The following is a 15,235-nucleotide window of genomic DNA, read 5'->3' on the forward strand; positions in this document are numbered from 1 at the left end:
AATGACGAAATCCTGCTCCAAGTTTGTCATGTCTAAATACCGTAGCCGCATCTTCAACGGTGGCGTTTGTGCAAGGCGTCGGCCGTATCCCGCTCTCCCCCCGTGTGGGGGAGATGCCCGGCAGGGCAGAGGGGGGTATCAAGAGCACCAAGGCAAACCGTCGAGCCGCTATTCTCCAGCCTCCGCAAACACCTCCAGCCCTGGGAAGAGGTAGTTCTTGCCTGCCGAGAAATCGAAATCCGGGTTCTCCCAGGCGATCATCTTGCCGGGGTTCAGCAATCCCTTCGGATCGGTTTCCTTCTTGAAGGCGAGCTGGACCTGGTCGGTCTGCTTCATGCCGCCTTCTTCCAGCGTGTAGCGATGTGGGTTGAAGATCGGGCAGCCGTTTTCTTCGTGGATGCGGATGATCTCCTCCAGCCGCTCCTTGGTCGTGTAGCCCACCAGCGGCAGGCCGGCGCACTGGATCTGGCCATCGAATTTGATGAATTCGAGATGGCCGATGACCTCGTCCGGGAAGAGTTCTGTCATGATCCGGACCTTCTCGACATGGTCGGGGCCGGGATACTGGACCTGGAGATAGGTGATATTGGTATCGAGCTTGAGCGCCCGGAGTGTAGTGTGATTCCAGGTCAGCTCATAGGCATGCGGGATGCCCTTCATGCTTTCGACCTGATCGGAGCGAAAACGGACGTCGCCCTTCATCTTGTCGGCGAGCGCCAGGAAGGGCTCCATGGAATGGGGTGCCACCATCAGCACGACCACCGACTGGCCTTCCTTCAGCCAGGGCTTGTGGCGCGTGAAATAGTCGTAAGGGATCGGGGCTGCGATCGGGGCGACTTCCTTCAGGAGGATGCCGTTCTTGTGGGCGAGCGCATCGGCAAATTTCACCGCGTCCATGAAGTCGTCATAGCCGACGATGACGTCCACCCAGTCGTAAGCAGGTGCCAGCGGCATCTCGACTTCGGTGATGATGCCGTTGGTGCCATAGGCGTGCGAGACCTTCTGCAGATCCCAGGCGGAGAGTTCAAGCACGCGCGGCTCGGCTTCCATGGTGACGACGCGCAGGCGCAGGATGTTGCCGAGGTCGCGCAAGCCGCCCCAGGTGATCGAGCCGACGCCGCCGGAGCCGCCGGCGATAAAGCCGGCGACGCTGGCGGTCTGCTTCGTCGATGGGTGGAAGCGCAGTTCCTGGCCGGAATGTTCCTTGGTCTGCTTGTCGAGTTCTGAGATGATGACGCCTGGTTCGCAGATGACGCGACCGGGCAGGATCTCCTTCACCTTGTTCATGTTGATCAGGTTCAGAACGATGCCGCCCGAGAGCGGCATGGCCTGGCCGTAATTGCCGGTGCCGCCGCCGCGCGGGGTGACGGGCACGCCATGGGCATAGGCGACCTTGAGCGTCCGGATGACCTCTTCTTCCGTTGTCGGCGAAACGACGAGGTCACCGACGACATTGTCGAGTTCTTCCTTCAGGATCGGCGAATACCAGTAGAAGTCGCGGCTTTTCTGTTTGACGAGCGCCGGATTGTCTTCGACGGCGATGCCGTCCAGTTCCTGTTTGATCCTCGCGTAGTCGGCCATGTCTAAACTCCAAGCAACGGGTCAAGTTCGCGGTAATCCGGCAGGCTGCGGTCGATGCCCATGCCATTCCGCATCACGATGCGGTCAGCCTGCGGACGGGAAAGGAATTCGCTCCAGCGGCGGGCGCTGAAGAGAACGAGATCGGCCTTGGCGCCAACCGCAATGCGGCCGTGGTCCGGGCGTTTCAGGATGTCGGCCGGCGTGCGGGTGACGACCCTTGCGGCGGTGTCGAGCGGGTGGTCGAGATGGATGATGCGCACCGCCTCGCGGAACACCTCGACCGGATCGAGATCACCATAGGCATAGAAGGGGTCGCGGGTGTTGTCGGAGGAGACGGCGGTCGCGACGCCTGCTGCCGTGAGTTCATGGAAGAGGGTTACGCCGCGCTGGCGGGGCGTGCGGGCCGGGTGACGGTCCTGCAGATACATGTTGCACATCGGCAGCGAGACGACGGAGAGGCCGGCCTCAGCCACCAGATCGATGGTGCGTTTCGCCAGATCCTCGTCCTGACGCGCGAGCGAGCAGCAATGGCCGACAGTGACGGATCCTTCGAAGCCATTGCGGATTTTGGCTTCCGCAATGGTCTTCAGCGTCAGGGTTTCCTTGTCCTGTGTCTCGTCGACATGCAGGTCGATGTCGAGGCCGTTTTCGGAGGCTGTGCGGAAGAGGATGTCGAGCTTTTCGTCGAGTTCCGGCATCAGATAGGTGACGCCGCCGAGCAGGCCTTTGTGGGCGACGATGACTTCGACCAGATCCTTGAAAAAGGCCTCGTCGGTGATCTGGTCGAAGGGAAAGAGGGCGGCGGCCTGCAGGTCGACCTTGCCCGCCCAGGCGTCGCGGACTTCCGCGAAGACCTCGAAGGAGATGCGGTGCTGGGGTGACAAGCTATCAAGGTGTGTGCGGATGAGGCTGGTGCCGTGGGCGTAAGCCGTACGCAGGGAGAATTCCATACGGGCCTTGACGTCGGACGCTGACCAGCGGGCCTCGCGGTCGGCCTGGACCGCTTCAAGCGCGCGGATGAAGTCGCCAGACGGGTTGGGCTTGCGATCCCAGATATGGCCCTTGTCGAGATGGGTGTGCATGTCGACGAAGGTTGGCCAGACCATGCCGTGGCGGAGATCCGTTGAGGGCAGGCCTGATGGGGCGTCGCCGGGCTTCAGGATCGCCTCGATCTTGCCGTCGGCAACTACGATGTCGGCGCTGATCAGGCCCTCGCAGGCGGGGGCCTCGATACCGTTGACGCAGATCTGCGGCAGCGTCGCATTGGCAAGGACGAAGCGTTTGGCAGCGGGGAGGGCGGTGATTGGGCTCGACATCAATTTTCTCGTTTCAGGCTGCTCTCATGCCAGCGATGCAGTGCCAGCCAGGAGATGAAGGAGGTGATGGCGAAGATGACCACGCCGAGGCAGGAGAGCAGGAAAAGGGCGGCGAAGAGACGGGGAATGTTGAGACGAAACTGGGCTTCGAGCAGGCGGAAGGCAAGGCCCGAGCCGGCGCCGGCCGAGCCTGCTGCGAATTCTGCGACGACGGCGGCGATCAGTGCGAGGCCACCACCGATGCGCAAGCCCGTCATGAAATAGGGGAGCGAGGCCGGTAGTTTGAGGTAAAGCAGGGTCTGCCAGCGCGAGGCGCCGTAGAGTTCGAAAAGGTTGAGCAGGTTGTGGTCGACGCTTTTCAGGCCCTGCACCATGTTGGAGAGGATCGGGAAGAAGGCGACGAGGAAGGCGCAGATCAGGAGCGCCACCTGTGTCGAGGGTGAATAGATCAGGATTAGCGGGGCAATCGCAACAATCGGGGTCACCTGCAGGATGACAGTGATCGGGTAGAAGGCGATCTCGATCCACTTCGACTGCACGAGGGCAACGGCGATGCCGACGCCGCCGAGAAGTGCGAGGCCCAGCGACATCAGGGTGATCTTGGTGGTGACCCAGAGGGCTGGCGACAACGTACCCCAGTCCTTGAAGAGAGCGCCGGATACCGCGATCGGGCCGGGCAGGATGTATTGCGGCACACCCGAGACCCAGACGCCGACCTGCCAGAACACGATCAGCAGACAGACGACCAGAATGGGAACGAGGATCTTTGCGATAGTTTCGGTCGGTCCGGTCATCAGTGATGCTCCCCGCCCATGGCTTCGCTCAGTGTCTTGGACACGGTTTCGCAGGCTTGCCGATACTCTTCAGAGGTTCGGTAGAAGGTGTCGCGTTCGAGGCTGGTCTGCAGCGGGAAGTCGGCGTGCACGCGACCGGGGCGCGCCTTCATCACGACGATGCGGCTCGAGAGGTAGGCGCTTTCGAAGACGGAGTGGGTGACGAAAATGACGGTAATGCCGGTCTCCTTCCAGAGCTTGAGCACATCGTCGTTCAGCTTCTGCCGGGTGATTTCGTCGAGCGCCGCGAAGGGCTCGTCCATCAGAAGAAGCTTCGGTTTGGTGACCAGCGCGCGGGCGATGGAGACGCGCATCTTCATGCCGCCGGAGAGTTCGCGCGGATAGGCGTCCGCGAAGTCCTTGAGCCCGACGCGGTCGAGGGCGGCGAGGATATCGGCCCTGGCGGCAGACTTGGAGATGCCGCGCAGCTTGAGCGGCAGGTAGACATTGCCGAAGACGGTAGCCCAGGGCATCAGCGTCGGCTCCTGGAAAACGAAGGAGATGTCGCCGTCGGGCAGGCCCTTGGAGTTGATGCGGGAGCTTGGCCAGTCGATCGTGCCCGTCGTGGTGTCGCCCAAGCCCGCGATGATCCGGAGCGCTGTCGACTTGCCGCAGCCTGAGGGGCCGAGCAGCGAGACGAATTCGCCGCCGTTGACGGTGAGCGACATGTCGGTCAGCGCTACCGTGCCGCTGGAAAAGACCTTGGATACGTCCTTCATCACCACGAGCGCCCGGCGCTGTTCGGGAGGGGGCGGGGTGATGGGGTCTTCGGTGGCTGGCGAACTGGTCATTCTGTCTCGCGTTACATCCGCGTTGCATTCTGGTGTTGCGGCCTAGGGTTGCGGCAAGGTTGACGTTGCGAGGTGGGGTACCCCCCTCTGTCACTGCGTGACATCTCCCCCACAAGGGGGGAGAGCGGAGCGGCGCGTTTGCCGCGTTGTTCGGCACTCCAAAAGCGGGCGATAGGCCTGCCGCTCAGCCGGTCTCCCCCCGTGTGGGGGAGATGCCCGGCAGGGCAGAGGGGGGTAACGCCTCTGCCCTGTGTCGCATCACTTCTTCAGCGCCAAACCCACGCCCTTACAGACGAACTGGGTGGTGTAGGCCTTCTTATAGTCGAGGTCGGCAGGCTGGACACCGATCTGGACCATGGCGTCGAAGAAGGACTTGTACTTGTCGTCGGTCATGCAGCCGATGCCCTTGTCCATCGCTTCTGCGGATTCGACGATGCCGTATTCCTTCATCTTGGCGATCGAATACTCGATCTGACCATCCGTCATTTCCGGATTGTCCCTCTTGATGAGGTCGTTGGCGGCCTTGTTGTCGCCGTAGAGGTAGTTGTACCAACCCTCGATCGAGGCATCGACGAAGCGCTGGACGAGATCGGGCTTGCTCTCGACCATGGTCGTCGTGGTCGTGATCATCGTCGAATAGGGATTGTAGCCGTTGTCGGCGAGCAGGAAGACCTTCGGTGCCCAGCCGGCCTGCTTCTCGATCTCATAGGGTTCTGACGTCAGGTAACCCTGCTGGGCGGACCTCGGATCCGCGATGAAGGGAGCGGGGTTGAAGGTGTAGGGCTTGTACTTCTCGTCGGTGAAACCCTCGAAGTTCTTCTTCATCCATTCATAATAGGTGACGTAGCCGTCCTTGCCCATGAAGATGCTATCGAGCTTGGCGAGGTCGGCGAAAGTCTCGATGCCCTGGTCGGGATGGGCGAGCAGGACCTGGGGGTCCTTCTGGAAGATGGCCGCCACGTCGATCAGCGGGATGCCTTCCTTGACGGCGTCCATCTCGCCGAGCGGGCTGCCCATGTAGAAATCGACCTTGCCAGCGATCAATAGCGCGCGGTTGGCGGCCTGCGGGCCACCCTGTACGACAGTGACCTTCAGGCCGTATCTCTCATAGGTGCCATCGGCGACTGCCTGATAGAAGCCGCCATGTTCGGCCTGGGCCAGCCAGTTTGTACCATAGGTCACTTCGTCGAGGGCAAGAGCCGCCGAGGTGGAGCCGAGCGAGGCCGCAAGGCCCATCAGGGCAAAGAGGCTGGTCTTGGTGAGCATGTCGCGCATTGATCGTTCCCCTGTTCGTTGCAGGACCCGTTTTCGGGCTCCCTTTTCGGTCATTTGATCGGTCGCATTGCGTCTTGAAAAGCATCAAATTTCGTCCGCATCGATGCTTTTTTTGCACTGCTCTCGAGATTGATGCATAGTGATGCGGCATGACTAATTTTTACGCAGCGGAGGCCTCGTGCTGCACTCCAGAAAGCTCGTCTACATCAACGAAATCGTCCGTTGCGGCTCGATCCGGAAGGCGGCCCAGCGCCTCAATGTCGCATCATCTGCAGTCAATCGCCAGATCCTGGCGCTGGAGGAGGAACTGGGCGCGCCCCTTTTCGAGCGTTTGCCGAAAGGGCTGAGGCTGACCGCCGCCGGAGAGCTGTGTGTCGAACACATCCGCGACGTTTTGAAGAGTTACGAGCGGCTCGAGGGCCGGATCCGCGGCTTGAAGACGCCGCAGGCCGGAAAGGTGTCGCTGGTGACGACGGTCGGTCTTGCCTCCGGACCACTGCCGGCAATCCTTGCTGGGTTCGTTGCCGAGCATCCCCGCATCCAGATCAAACTTCGTAACGATGGGGGCTCAACGACGATCAATCCGGTGCTCACCGGCGAGGTCGATCTAGGTCTCGGCTTCAACATCCCGGCGACCCCCGGTATTCGCACCCTCGCGAATATCGATGTGCCTGTCGGCGTCGTGCTGCCGCCCGGCCATCGGCTGGCGCGCGATGAGGGGCCGATCGATCTCGTCGAGGTGGTTCAGGAGCCTTTGATCCTGGCGCAGTCGGGTACCAGTTTGCGCAATATCATCGATCTAGCGCTGGCACCGCTGCCACTGCTCGTCGAGCCAGTTGTCGAGACGAATTCCTCGGAACTGATGAAGCAGTTGGTCAAGGCGGGCACGGGGCTCACCATGCTCAATCCGCTCGACGCGGTTGCCGAATGCCGACGCGGCGAGCTGATCTTCCGGCCGCTGACCGAGGCTCATATCCGTCATCAGCCGATGAAGCTTTTCGCCCGTGCAAGGGCGCCACTCGATTCCGCGACAAGCCTCTTCGTCGAATATCTGATGCAGGAGCTTCTGGCGCTGGTTCAGGACCTCAAGGCGCGGGGGCATATCCCCGAGACCATTCGCGGCCAGAGCTGAGGGGCGAGTGTCCGGTCAGCTGGGCGTGTAGAGGTTCGAGAGCGGATAGGCGGCAACGTCGCGCAAGAGTTCGATGAAGCCCGCGACCTGATGGCGGCAGATCGCGGCACCTTTTTCGGCAGTGCCCTTCGAGGCGTCGCCGACCACGCCGTGCGGGTTCAGGTCATGGGCGATCCAGGCGAGCGAATGCGGCGGCAGGGGCGTCAGATATTTCGAGCTTGCGCGCATCTCCTCGGCTTTCGAGATAAAGTTCTGTGCCTTGTCCATACGCACCAGTTCCGGCCGGAAATGCAGCATCAGCGAGGTCTCGACCTCACCGCCATGGATGCCGTAGCGGCTCTCATGCTCGGAGATCATACCCTCCGGGTTTCCGAAACGGCCCCATTGGGTCGAGACGACGACCATCTGGTGTCGGACCCGCAGTTCGCGGCCGACAATGCTCATGACATCGACATTGCCGCCATGGGAATTGACGATGACGAGCTTGCGAATGCCGGCTTCGGCGACCTTGCTGCCGATGGCCGTCCAGGCCGGGATCAGGATCTCCGGGCCGAAGGACAGGCTGCCGGGCCCGTAGACATGCTCGTTGGCCTTGCCGATTTCCTGGGTGGGAAGCACGAGGAAGTCGAGATCATCAGGTCGCTGGGTCTGCAATTCCGCCAGCATGCCGTTTGCGATGGACACGTCGGTCGCAATGGGCAGGTGAGGTCCGTGCTGCTCGGTCGAGGCGATCGGCAGGATGGCGATCGTCGTTTCCGGCGATAGCTCTGCAAAATCCGTCGTCGTCAGTTCGTTCCAGAAGAATGGTCTGGTCATTGCCGTCCGCCTCTGCGTCTTTGTTCCCCTCGTTCGATAAGGCAAAGTCGCGGGGTCCGAAAAGCATCATATTCCGCTCGCGCCGATGCCAAATTGCGCTCGCGCGGCTTGCCGCTTTCAAGTTCCGGGTCAAAGGCGACCGGCGACAGCAATGAGGCAGCGGCGCGACGCCGCATTGCCGGAAGGCAGCTTTGGCCCCAGTTATGGGAGACGAAACTCTTCCCGTGAAAGGCGACCATGTCCGCGCAGGTGACCGTCTGGTTCGACAGCAGTTGTCCTCTCTGCCAGCGAGAGATCGCCTTGATGCGCCGTCTCGACAGTCGCGGTGCGATCAACTTCATCGATGCGTTCGACCCTCAAGGCAGCTGTCCGCTCGATCGAGCAGAGCTTCTGTCCCGCTTCCATGCAGAAGAAGGAGGAAAACTTCTGTCGGGTGCGGCGGCATTTGCGGCGATGTGGCGGGCCATTCCCATGTTGCGACCGCTCGGTCTCCTGGCCGGATGGAAGCCGGTGACGCCTGTTTTCGAAGCCGCCTATCGGCGTTTTCTGCGCATCCGCCCACGCCTGCAGCGTCTGGTCCGTTCCTCCTCAACCTCATGATTCCGTTGTGGTAGGTTGTTCCTTGGTGCTGGCTTTTCTTGAGGCTGGCCCGCCTTGTCTGGTGCAATGACGCGGAGGCTCTAGGTCGCCGATCTATTGATGTGTTTCCGTCACAATTCTTGCTGCAATGCAGCAAAGTCTCCGGCAATACAGTGCCTCGTGCGACTAACGGAGAATGTACGACCTCCGGGGGATTCGTTACTCCTAGACAATTGTCTATTCCGCCTTGGGACAAGGATTGGCGGAATCGACGTGGAGGCAAGAGACGTCCCGGGGACGTCTCATCGAGGAAAGGGAGGAGTACTCGTGACGGATAAATCTTCGTCTAACGCTTACTGGGCAGCAAACGTTCGCATCATCTACATCTGCTTGGCGATCTGGGCCATCGTATCCTACGGATTCGGTATCCTGCTTCGTCCGGCTTTGTCCGGCATCGCCATCGGCGGAACCGACCTCGGCTTCTGGTTCGCCCAGCAAGGCTCGATCGTCGTCTTCATCGCGCTGATCTTCGGCTACTCGGTGTACATGAACAAGATCGACCGCGAATTCGGCGTCGACGAGCAGTAAGGCGGACCCACAATGGATCAGTATACACTCAATCTGTTGATCGTAGGCGCGTCCTTTGCGCTTTACGTCGGTATCGCCATCTGGGCTCGTGCCGGAACTACGGCCGAGTTCTACGCCGCCAACCGCGGCGTCAACCCGGTCCTGAACGGCATGGCAACGGCGGCCGACTGGATGTCGGCAGCTTCCTTCATCTCCATGGCTGGCCTCATCGCCACCGTGGGCTACGGCAACTCCACCTACCTCATGGGCTGGACCGGCGGCTACGTGTTGCTCGCACTCCTGCTCGCTCCCTACCTGCGCAAATTCGGCAAATACACCGTGCCGCAGTTCATCGGTGACCGCTTCTACAGCCAGGGCGCGCGCCTGACGGCTGTCGTCTGCCTGATCATCATCTCGGTCACCTACGTTATCGGTCAGATGACCGGTGCCGGCGTCGCGTTCTCGCGCTTCCTGGAAGTCAACGTCTCGACCGGTCTCTGGATCGCGTCTGCCGTGGTGTTCTGCTACGCCGTTCTCGGCGGCATGAAGGGCATCACCTACACGCAGGTCGCTCAGTACATCGTTCTGATCATCGCCTATACCATTCCGGCGATCTTCATCTCGCTGCAGCTGACCGGCAACCCGATCCCGTGGTTCGGCCTCTTTGGCACGCACACGGAATCTGCACTGCCTCTGCTGCAGAAGCTTGACCAGGTCGTCACCGACCTCGGCTTCAACGCCTATACCGCTCAAGGCTCCATGCTGAACATGACCCTGTTCACGCTGTCGCTGATGATCGGTACTGCCGGTCTGCCGCACGTCATCATCCGCTTCTTCACCGTTCCGAAGGTCTCTGATGCGCGTTGGTCTGCCGGTTGGGCGCTCGTCTTCATCGCGCTTCTCTATCTGACGGCTCCGGCTGTCGGCGCTATGGCCCGCCTCAACATCATCAATACCATCTTCCCGGCTGGCACTGAGCAGGAAGCCGTCCTTTACGATGAGCGTCCGGACTGGATGCGCAATTGGGAAGTTACGGGTCTCCTGAAGTTCGAAGACAAGAATGGCGATGGCCGCATCCAGTATTACAACGATGCTGCCGCCGGCTTCACCGAAACCGCCACGCAGCGTGGTTGGGCAGGCAACGAACTGACGATCAACAACGACATCCTCGTTCTCGCCAACCCGGAAATTGCACAGCTGCCGGGCTGGGTTATCGCTCTGATCGCTGCCGGTGGTCTCGCAGCCGCTCTGTCGACCGCCGCCGGCCTTCTGCTCGCCATCTCGTCTGCGATCAGCCACGATCTAATCAAGGACTTCCTGAAGCCGGATATTTCGGAAAAGGGAGAGCTCATGGCGGCACGTATTGCTATGGCAGGCGCAATTCTGGTCGCAACCCTGCTGGGCCTCAACCCGCCAGGCTTTGCTGCCCAGACCGTTGCTCTTGCCTTCGGTCTTGCGGCTGCAACGATCTTCCCGGCTCTGATGATGGGCATCTTCTCGAAGCGCATCAACTCCGTCGGCGCCACCCTCGGCATGATCGTCGGCCTCGTGGTTACCTGCTTGTACCTGTTCACCTATCTGGGCTGGTTCTTCATTGCAGGTACCAACATGCTCGAAAACGTTCCGGCCAACTACCTGTTCGGCATCCCGCCGACGGCATTCGGCCCGATCGGTGCGCTGCTCAACTTCGCCACGGCCTATATCGTGTCGATGATGACCCAGGCTCCGCCGAAGCATGTGCAGGACCTCGTCGAATCCATCCGTGTCCCGCGCGGTGCGGGTCAGGCGACCGGTCACTGATACCGATCAACCGGGAGGGGCGAGCAGATCGCCCCTCCTGTCCCTCAAACAGCCAGGGCACCTTCGTGCCACATGAGGGCAAATCCGATGATCCAGGCACAATCCGACGTGCTGGCATTTCTCGAGACGGTCCACCCTTACGACAGTCTCCCGAGAGACGAGATCGAACGGGTCTCGACCCGCTTCCAAGAGTTTTCCTTTTCGGCTGGTGCCGAAATCTATCACCGCGGCTCTCAGCTGCCCGGCATCTTCCTCATCATGGACGGGGCCGTGGAAATCATGGATGCCACCAATACAGTGGTCTCCGAGCTTGCGCCTCGCAACTCCTTCGGTGAACGCGGTCTTCTGGCCGATGGCTTCGCGGCGACGACGGCAACGGCTCGTAGCGACTGCACTCTGCTGATGCTGCCGAAGGACGAATTCCGCCGCCTGATGCAGGAACAGGCGGTATTCGCCCGCTTCTTCACGCGCGGCCGATTTGCCGATAGCCGGCGCGGCGACATGGCGATCCAGAAGGTCAGCGAGTTGATGTCGCGACCTCCTATCGTCTGCGCGCCGACCGATACGGTGCGCTCGGCTGCCGCCCTCATGCGGGAGCGGCATGTCTCGAGCCTCGGCGTCGTGGATGGCGGGCGCTTCCTTGGTATCCTCACCACCCGAGACCTTGCGGGGCGCGTGCTTGCGGAGGGGCTCGACCCTGACGCGACCCCGGTTTCTGCCGTCATGACTGCCGACCCGGTCGGATTGCCCGGAGAGGCGCTGGGTTCCGATATCCTGCATCTGATGCTCGAGCGGCGTGTCGGCCATCTGCCCGTGGTCGAGGGCGATCGGCTGGTGGGAATGATCACGCAGACCGATCTCATCCGCTTTCATGCGATCAGCTCGGCGCAACTGATCCGGGACATCGCAACGGCAGAAACGCCGGAGGCGATGCGTGCGATTACCACGCGCATCCCGCAACTGCTGGTCCAGCTCGTCGGCAGCAACAATGCCCATGAGGTGGTCACGCGGCTGATTACAGATATTGCCGATAGCGTCACCCGCCGGCTCATCATGCTGGCAGAGCGGGAGCTTGGACCGCCGCCCGTTCCCTATGTTTGGCTCGCCTGCGGAAGTCAGGGGCGGCAGGAGCAGAGTGGCGTCAGCGATCAGGATAATTGCATCTTCATCGAAGACGGCGTCGAGCCCGAGGAAATGCCGTGGTTCCAGCAACTGGCTGCCAAAGTCAGCCGCGGTCTCGACATCTGCGGATATTTCTACTGTCCGGGCGACATGATGGCGACCAATCCGCGCTGGTGCCAGCCGGTCTCGGTCTGGCGGAGCTATTTCCGTGACTGGATCTACAGGCCCGATCCGACCGCACAGATGCTGGCCAGCGTGATGTTCGATCTGCGGCCGATCTGTGGTGCATCGTCCCTTTATCAGGACCTGCAAGCGGAAACGCTCGAGGAGGCGGGCCGCAATTCGATCTTCACCGCCCACATGATCAGCAACTCGTTGAAGCACGCGCCGCCGCTTGGACTTCTCAGAGGTTTTGCCACGATCCGCAGCGGTGAACATCGCAACCAGATCGACATGAAGCACAACGGGGTGGTGCCGGTTGTCGATCTCGGGCGGGTCTATGCTCTGATGGGCAGGCTCTCGCCCGTGAATACGCGGGCGCGATTGCTTGCAGCGGAGGAGGCAGGGATCATTTCCGGTGCCGGAGCCCGGGATCTGATTGCAGCTTACGATCTCATCGCCGACATGCGCCTGCGCAATCAGGTTCGGCAGGTACGCGACGGTCGCAAGCCCGACAACTTTCTGGCACCCTACGATTTCGGCGATTTCGAGCGCTCGCATCTTCGTGATGCCTTCGTCGTCGTCAGAACCATGCAATCGGCGCTCGCCAATGGCGGAAGAGCGCCCGTCTGAAGGAATGAAGAATGCTGTTTGAGTTGATCGCCGCGGTGGTGACCGGTGTTGCTCTGGCCGGTGTGGCGATGCTGCTGCGCTGGATGAGCCGGGGCTTGCTGCCAAAGTGGATCGTCCCTGCCATGGCTGGCCTTGGTATGTTGAGTTATTCGATCTGGAGCGAATACAGCTGGTTTGATCGTATGAACATTGCCTTGCCCGGCATCGCGGTCTCCTGGAAAAACGAGCAGACGGCGTTTTGGCGCCCCTGGTCCTATATCGAGCCTGTGACCACCCGATTCATCGCGCTTGATGTGAGGGGGGCGAAGCGGCATCCGAACCAGCCGGGCCTCGTTATGGTCGACGTCCTGCTCGTCTCTCGCTGGCAACCGGTGACGCCGGTCAAGGTGGTCTATGACTGCCAGAATGCACAGCGGGCGGATCTGATTACCCCGGATATCAATATTGCCGATGACGGCAGCCTTCAGGGTGCCGAGTGGAGCAAGGTCGCGCCTGATGATGCTGCGTTGAAGATCGCGTGTTCGGCAGGGTGAGGGAAAAATGACCAGGATCAGCCTGCGCGGACGTATCCTGCTGTTCTTCGTGGCGTTGGCTGCCGGTGCCGTGGCGGCCTTGGCTGTCGGTCTGTGGTTCGGTTACCACCGCGAGGGTAGCCCGGACATGCTGAACGCGTTCATGCAGAGTGCTATCGCTGCCGGCTTTCTGATCCTCGCTCTGATCACCTGGGTCTGGTTTCTCTTCGACACGCATCTCGCCCGCCCGATCGACAAGGTCGCATCGGCCATGCGTGCCCGGGCGCATGCCGATGTGGCCAATGACTTCCAGGCAGAAGAGGCACGCTATCTCGGTGATCTTGCCGATGCCGCCTCCGCAACCGCGGCGACCCTTGCACAGACGCGAGGCGCGCTCGCGGAACAGGTGCAGCGCGAAACCACGCGCCTGTCGTCCGACAAGAACAAGCTCGAACAGCTGCTCGCCGACGTGCCACCCGCCGTTCTCCTCTGTACGGGTAGACATCATCTCGTCTTCTACAACGGAGTGGCGCAACAGATGCTTGCGGGCTCGCAGCGCCCTGTTTGCCTCGATCGCAACATCTTCGACTATCTGAGTGAAGGGCCGATCCGCGACGCGCATCACCGGCTTCTGGAGAGCTCGGATCCAGATGCGGTGGTCGAGTTCATCTGTCTCAGCCCCTGCGGTCGGCGCCGGCTTGCCGGGCGCATGAGGCTCGCCAGCGACAATGGCGGTGATCCGGCGGCCTATGTCATGACCCTGCGCGATGTGACGACCGAAGTTGCGGCCTATGCCCGGCGTGACGCTCTCCTTGGTGACGTGTTCCTGCAGGTCCGGCCCATCGTCTCGGATCTGCGCCATGCACTTGTCTCGGATGGCCCCGGTACGGGAGCCGATGCCCCTGTTTCGGCGCAGCTGCAGGCGTTGGATGCGACGCTCGCGGATCTCGAGGCCCGCTTTGAAAGCTGTCGGTCCGATGGTTGGCCAATGGCGCCGACGGATGTGCGGGAGCTCGCCGGCCAACTCCGCCGCGACCTCGAAGGCCAAAAGCTCACGCTCGACGTCGAGGTCGCCGAAATTGCCGTCCGCTGCAATGCCTTCGATATCGTCAGTCTCCTTGGACACCTTGTTTCCCGTGTTAGCACGGCGACTGCTGCTGCCCAGTTTCATCTCACAATCAGCGAAGCCCAAGGGGCTGCCGATCTGACCTTGTCCTGGAAGGGCGGCGCCGTGTCGCCCGAGAGCGTGGATCACTGGTTGGAAGAGCCGGTCTTCGACGGCGGCGTGACCTGTGAGACGATACTCAGGACCCACGGCATCGTTCTGGTCGTTGGGGCCGATGACGACGCGCCGTCGATCTCGACCCGGCTGCGGCCAATCGAGCGGCTGCGACCGGTTGGAGCGGACATGTCGCGGCATGTCGTCTACGACTTCGATCTGCTGTCGCGCCTGCACTACGAGAAGCTCAGTGACGCCCGGCTCGATGGCCTGACCTATGTGGTCTTCGATACGGAAACGACGGGCTTGCTGCCGGAACAGGGCGACGAGATCGTCCAGATCGCGGCTGTCCGCATCGTCAATGGAAAGCGCGTCAAGAACGAGGTGTTCGACTTGCTCGTCAATCCGGGGCGGCCGATACCGCTGTCCGCATCTGCAATCCATGGCCTGACGGACGCGATGGTCGCAGATGCGGTGAGCGTTCAGGAGGCCGTGCGGCAGTTTCACCGCTTTGCGGAAGGGGCTGTGCTCGTGGCACACAATGCGCCGTTCGATATGGAGTTTCTCACGCGACGGGAGAAGGAAGTCGGGCTGCGCTTCATGAACCCGATCCTGGATACGGTCCTGGTGTCGGCCGCCGCCTTCGGTCGCGCTGAAACACATACGCTCGATGCGCTCGCCGACAGGCTCGGTGTGCATATCGACGAGAAAGATCGCCACACGGCACTCGGCGATGCGATTGCGACTGCTGACGTTTTCATCAAGCTGAAGGACATGCTGGCCGGGCGCGGCCTGGTACGGTTCGGTGAAGTGCTGACCGAATTGCGTGGTCATCAAAGGCTCGTTCGCGATCTCAACGATCAGGCCCGCGTATCCTGAGTGTAAGTCAGTCCTCACGCA

General features: G+C 61.4%; 13 protein-coding genes. 7 read left to right on the top strand and 6 right to left on the bottom strand.

Annotation, left to right across the window (positions count from 1 at the left end; genetic code table 11):
* Positions 1 to 168: 168 nt before the first annotated feature.
* From ACQKP1_RS21650 to ACQKP1_RS21670, 5 genes are all read right to left on the bottom strand, one after another.
* The gene (locus ACQKP1_RS21650) at positions 169 to 1,581 is read right to left on the bottom strand and encodes an FAD-binding oxidoreductase (RefSeq protein WP_427276968.1); all 1,413 of its coding nucleotides are present in this window, start codon (positions 1,579 to 1,581) and stop codon (positions 169 to 171) included.
* A gap of 2 nt (positions 1,582 to 1,583) precedes the next feature.
* Positions 1,584 to 2,897 (bottom strand): cytosine deaminase, encoded by a 1,314-nt coding sequence (locus tag ACQKP1_RS21655; protein ID WP_427276969.1) that lies wholly within the window; start codon positions 2,895 to 2,897, stop codon positions 1,584 to 1,586.
* Positions 2,897 to 3,691, bottom strand: coding sequence for an ABC transporter permease (locus ACQKP1_RS21660; RefSeq protein WP_427276970.1), 795 nt, complete (start codon positions 3,689 to 3,691; stop codon positions 2,897 to 2,899). Before ACQKP1_RS21660 ends, ACQKP1_RS21655 begins: the two co-directional genes overlap by 1 nt.
* Positions 3,691 to 4,521 (bottom strand): ABC transporter ATP-binding protein, encoded by an 831-nt coding sequence (locus ACQKP1_RS21665; RefSeq protein ID WP_427276971.1) that lies wholly within the window; start codon positions 4,519 to 4,521, stop codon positions 3,691 to 3,693. Before ACQKP1_RS21665 ends, ACQKP1_RS21660 begins: the two co-directional genes overlap by 1 nt.
* Positions 4,522 to 4,779: 258 nt before the next feature.
* On the bottom strand, positions 4,780 to 5,796 hold the full coding sequence (locus tag ACQKP1_RS21670) for an ABC transporter substrate-binding protein (protein WP_427276972.1): 1,017 nt from the start codon (positions 5,794 to 5,796) through the stop codon (positions 4,780 to 4,782).
* Positions 5,797 to 5,974: 178 nt separating this feature from the next.
* On the opposite strand from ACQKP1_RS21670, the gene ACQKP1_RS21675 reads away from it, so the two are divergent.
* Positions 5,975 to 6,928, top strand: coding sequence for a LysR family transcriptional regulator (locus tag ACQKP1_RS21675; RefSeq protein WP_427276973.1), 954 nt, complete (start codon positions 5,975 to 5,977; stop codon positions 6,926 to 6,928).
* Positions 6,929 to 6,943: 15 nt separating this feature from the next.
* Here ACQKP1_RS21675 and ACQKP1_RS21680 read toward each other — a convergent pair whose 3' ends face one another.
* The gene (locus tag ACQKP1_RS21680; RefSeq protein WP_427276974.1) at positions 6,944 to 7,744 is read right to left on the bottom strand and encodes a creatininase family protein; all 801 of its coding nucleotides are present in this window, start codon (positions 7,742 to 7,744) and stop codon (positions 6,944 to 6,946) included.
* A 237-nt stretch (positions 7,745 to 7,981) separates the two neighbouring features.
* Between ACQKP1_RS21680 and ACQKP1_RS21685 the strand changes: the two genes are divergently transcribed.
* From ACQKP1_RS21685 to ACQKP1_RS21710, 6 genes are all read left to right on the top strand, one after another.
* Complete coding sequence (locus ACQKP1_RS21685; RefSeq protein ID WP_427276975.1) at positions 7,982 to 8,344, top strand: thiol-disulfide oxidoreductase DCC family protein; 363 nt, start codon at positions 7,982 to 7,984, stop codon at positions 8,342 to 8,344.
* Positions 8,345 to 8,650: 306 nt separating this feature from the next.
* Positions 8,651 to 8,911, top strand: a complete 261-nt coding sequence (locus ACQKP1_RS21690; RefSeq protein ID WP_427276976.1) for a DUF4212 domain-containing protein — start codon at positions 8,651 to 8,653, stop codon at positions 8,909 to 8,911.
* Between the two features lie 12 nt (positions 8,912 to 8,923).
* Positions 8,924 to 10,690, top strand: a complete 1,767-nt coding sequence (locus ACQKP1_RS21695; RefSeq protein WP_427276977.1) for a sodium:solute symporter family protein — start codon at positions 8,924 to 8,926, stop codon at positions 10,688 to 10,690.
* 87 nt (positions 10,691 to 10,777) lie between these two features.
* Positions 10,778 to 12,604 carry a DUF294 nucleotidyltransferase-like domain-containing protein gene (locus ACQKP1_RS21700; protein ID WP_427276978.1) on the top strand — a complete coding sequence of 609 codons (1,827 nt, stop codon included), beginning with the start codon at positions 10,778 to 10,780 and terminating at the stop codon, positions 12,602 to 12,604.
* Between the two features lie 11 nt (positions 12,605 to 12,615).
* Entirely contained in the window at positions 12,616 to 13,137 is a 522-nt protein-coding gene (locus tag ACQKP1_RS21705; protein ID WP_427276979.1) for a hypothetical protein, read from the top strand.
* Between the two features lie 7 nt (positions 13,138 to 13,144).
* Positions 13,145 to 15,214 (top strand): exonuclease domain-containing protein, encoded by a 2,070-nt coding sequence (locus ACQKP1_RS21710; protein WP_427276980.1) that lies wholly within the window; start codon positions 13,145 to 13,147, stop codon positions 15,212 to 15,214.
* Positions 15,215 to 15,235: the final 21 nt, after the last annotated feature.

The sequence above is a fragment of the Allorhizobium sp. NPDC080224 genome, from assembly GCF_050281005.1.
Lineage (GTDB): Bacteria > Pseudomonadota > Alphaproteobacteria > Rhizobiales > Rhizobiaceae > Allorhizobium.

What these genes read in the sequence shown, in the direction of transcription:
- ACQKP1_RS21710 (WP_427276980.1), top strand. Translation starts at nt 13,145, where the DNA reads ATGACCAGGATCAGCCTGCGCGGACGTATCCTGCTGTTCTTCGTGGCG.
- ACQKP1_RS21660 (WP_427276970.1), bottom strand. Translation starts at nt 3,691, where the DNA reads ATGACCGGACCGACCGAAACTATCGCAAAGATCCTCGTTCCCATTCTG.
- ACQKP1_RS21655 (WP_427276969.1), bottom strand. Translation starts at nt 2,897, where the DNA reads ATGTCGAGCCCAATCACCGCCCTCCCCGCTGCCAAACGCTTCGTCCTT.
- ACQKP1_RS21685 (WP_427276975.1), top strand. Translation starts at nt 7,982, where the DNA reads ATGTCCGCGCAGGTGACCGTCTGGTTCGACAGCAGTTGTCCTCTCTGC.
- ACQKP1_RS21680 (WP_427276974.1), bottom strand. Translation starts at nt 7,744, where the DNA reads ATGACCAGACCATTCTTCTGGAACGAACTGACGACGACGGATTTTGCA.
- ACQKP1_RS21695 (WP_427276977.1), top strand. Translation starts at nt 8,924, where the DNA reads ATGGATCAGTATACACTCAATCTGTTGATCGTAGGCGCGTCCTTTGCG.
- ACQKP1_RS21665 (WP_427276971.1), bottom strand. Translation starts at nt 4,521, where the DNA reads ATGACCAGTTCGCCAGCCACCGAAGACCCCATCACCCCGCCCCCTCCC.
- ACQKP1_RS21650 (WP_427276968.1), bottom strand. Translation starts at nt 1,581, where the DNA reads ATGGCCGACTACGCGAGGATCAAACAGGAACTGGACGGCATCGCCGTC.
- ACQKP1_RS21670 (WP_427276972.1), bottom strand. Translation starts at nt 5,796, where the DNA reads ATGCGCGACATGCTCACCAAGACCAGCCTCTTTGCCCTGATGGGCCTT.
- ACQKP1_RS21705 (WP_427276979.1), top strand. Translation starts at nt 12,616, where the DNA reads ATGCTGTTTGAGTTGATCGCCGCGGTGGTGACCGGTGTTGCTCTGGCC.
- ACQKP1_RS21700 (WP_427276978.1), top strand. Translation starts at nt 10,778, where the DNA reads ATGATCCAGGCACAATCCGACGTGCTGGCATTTCTCGAGACGGTCCAC.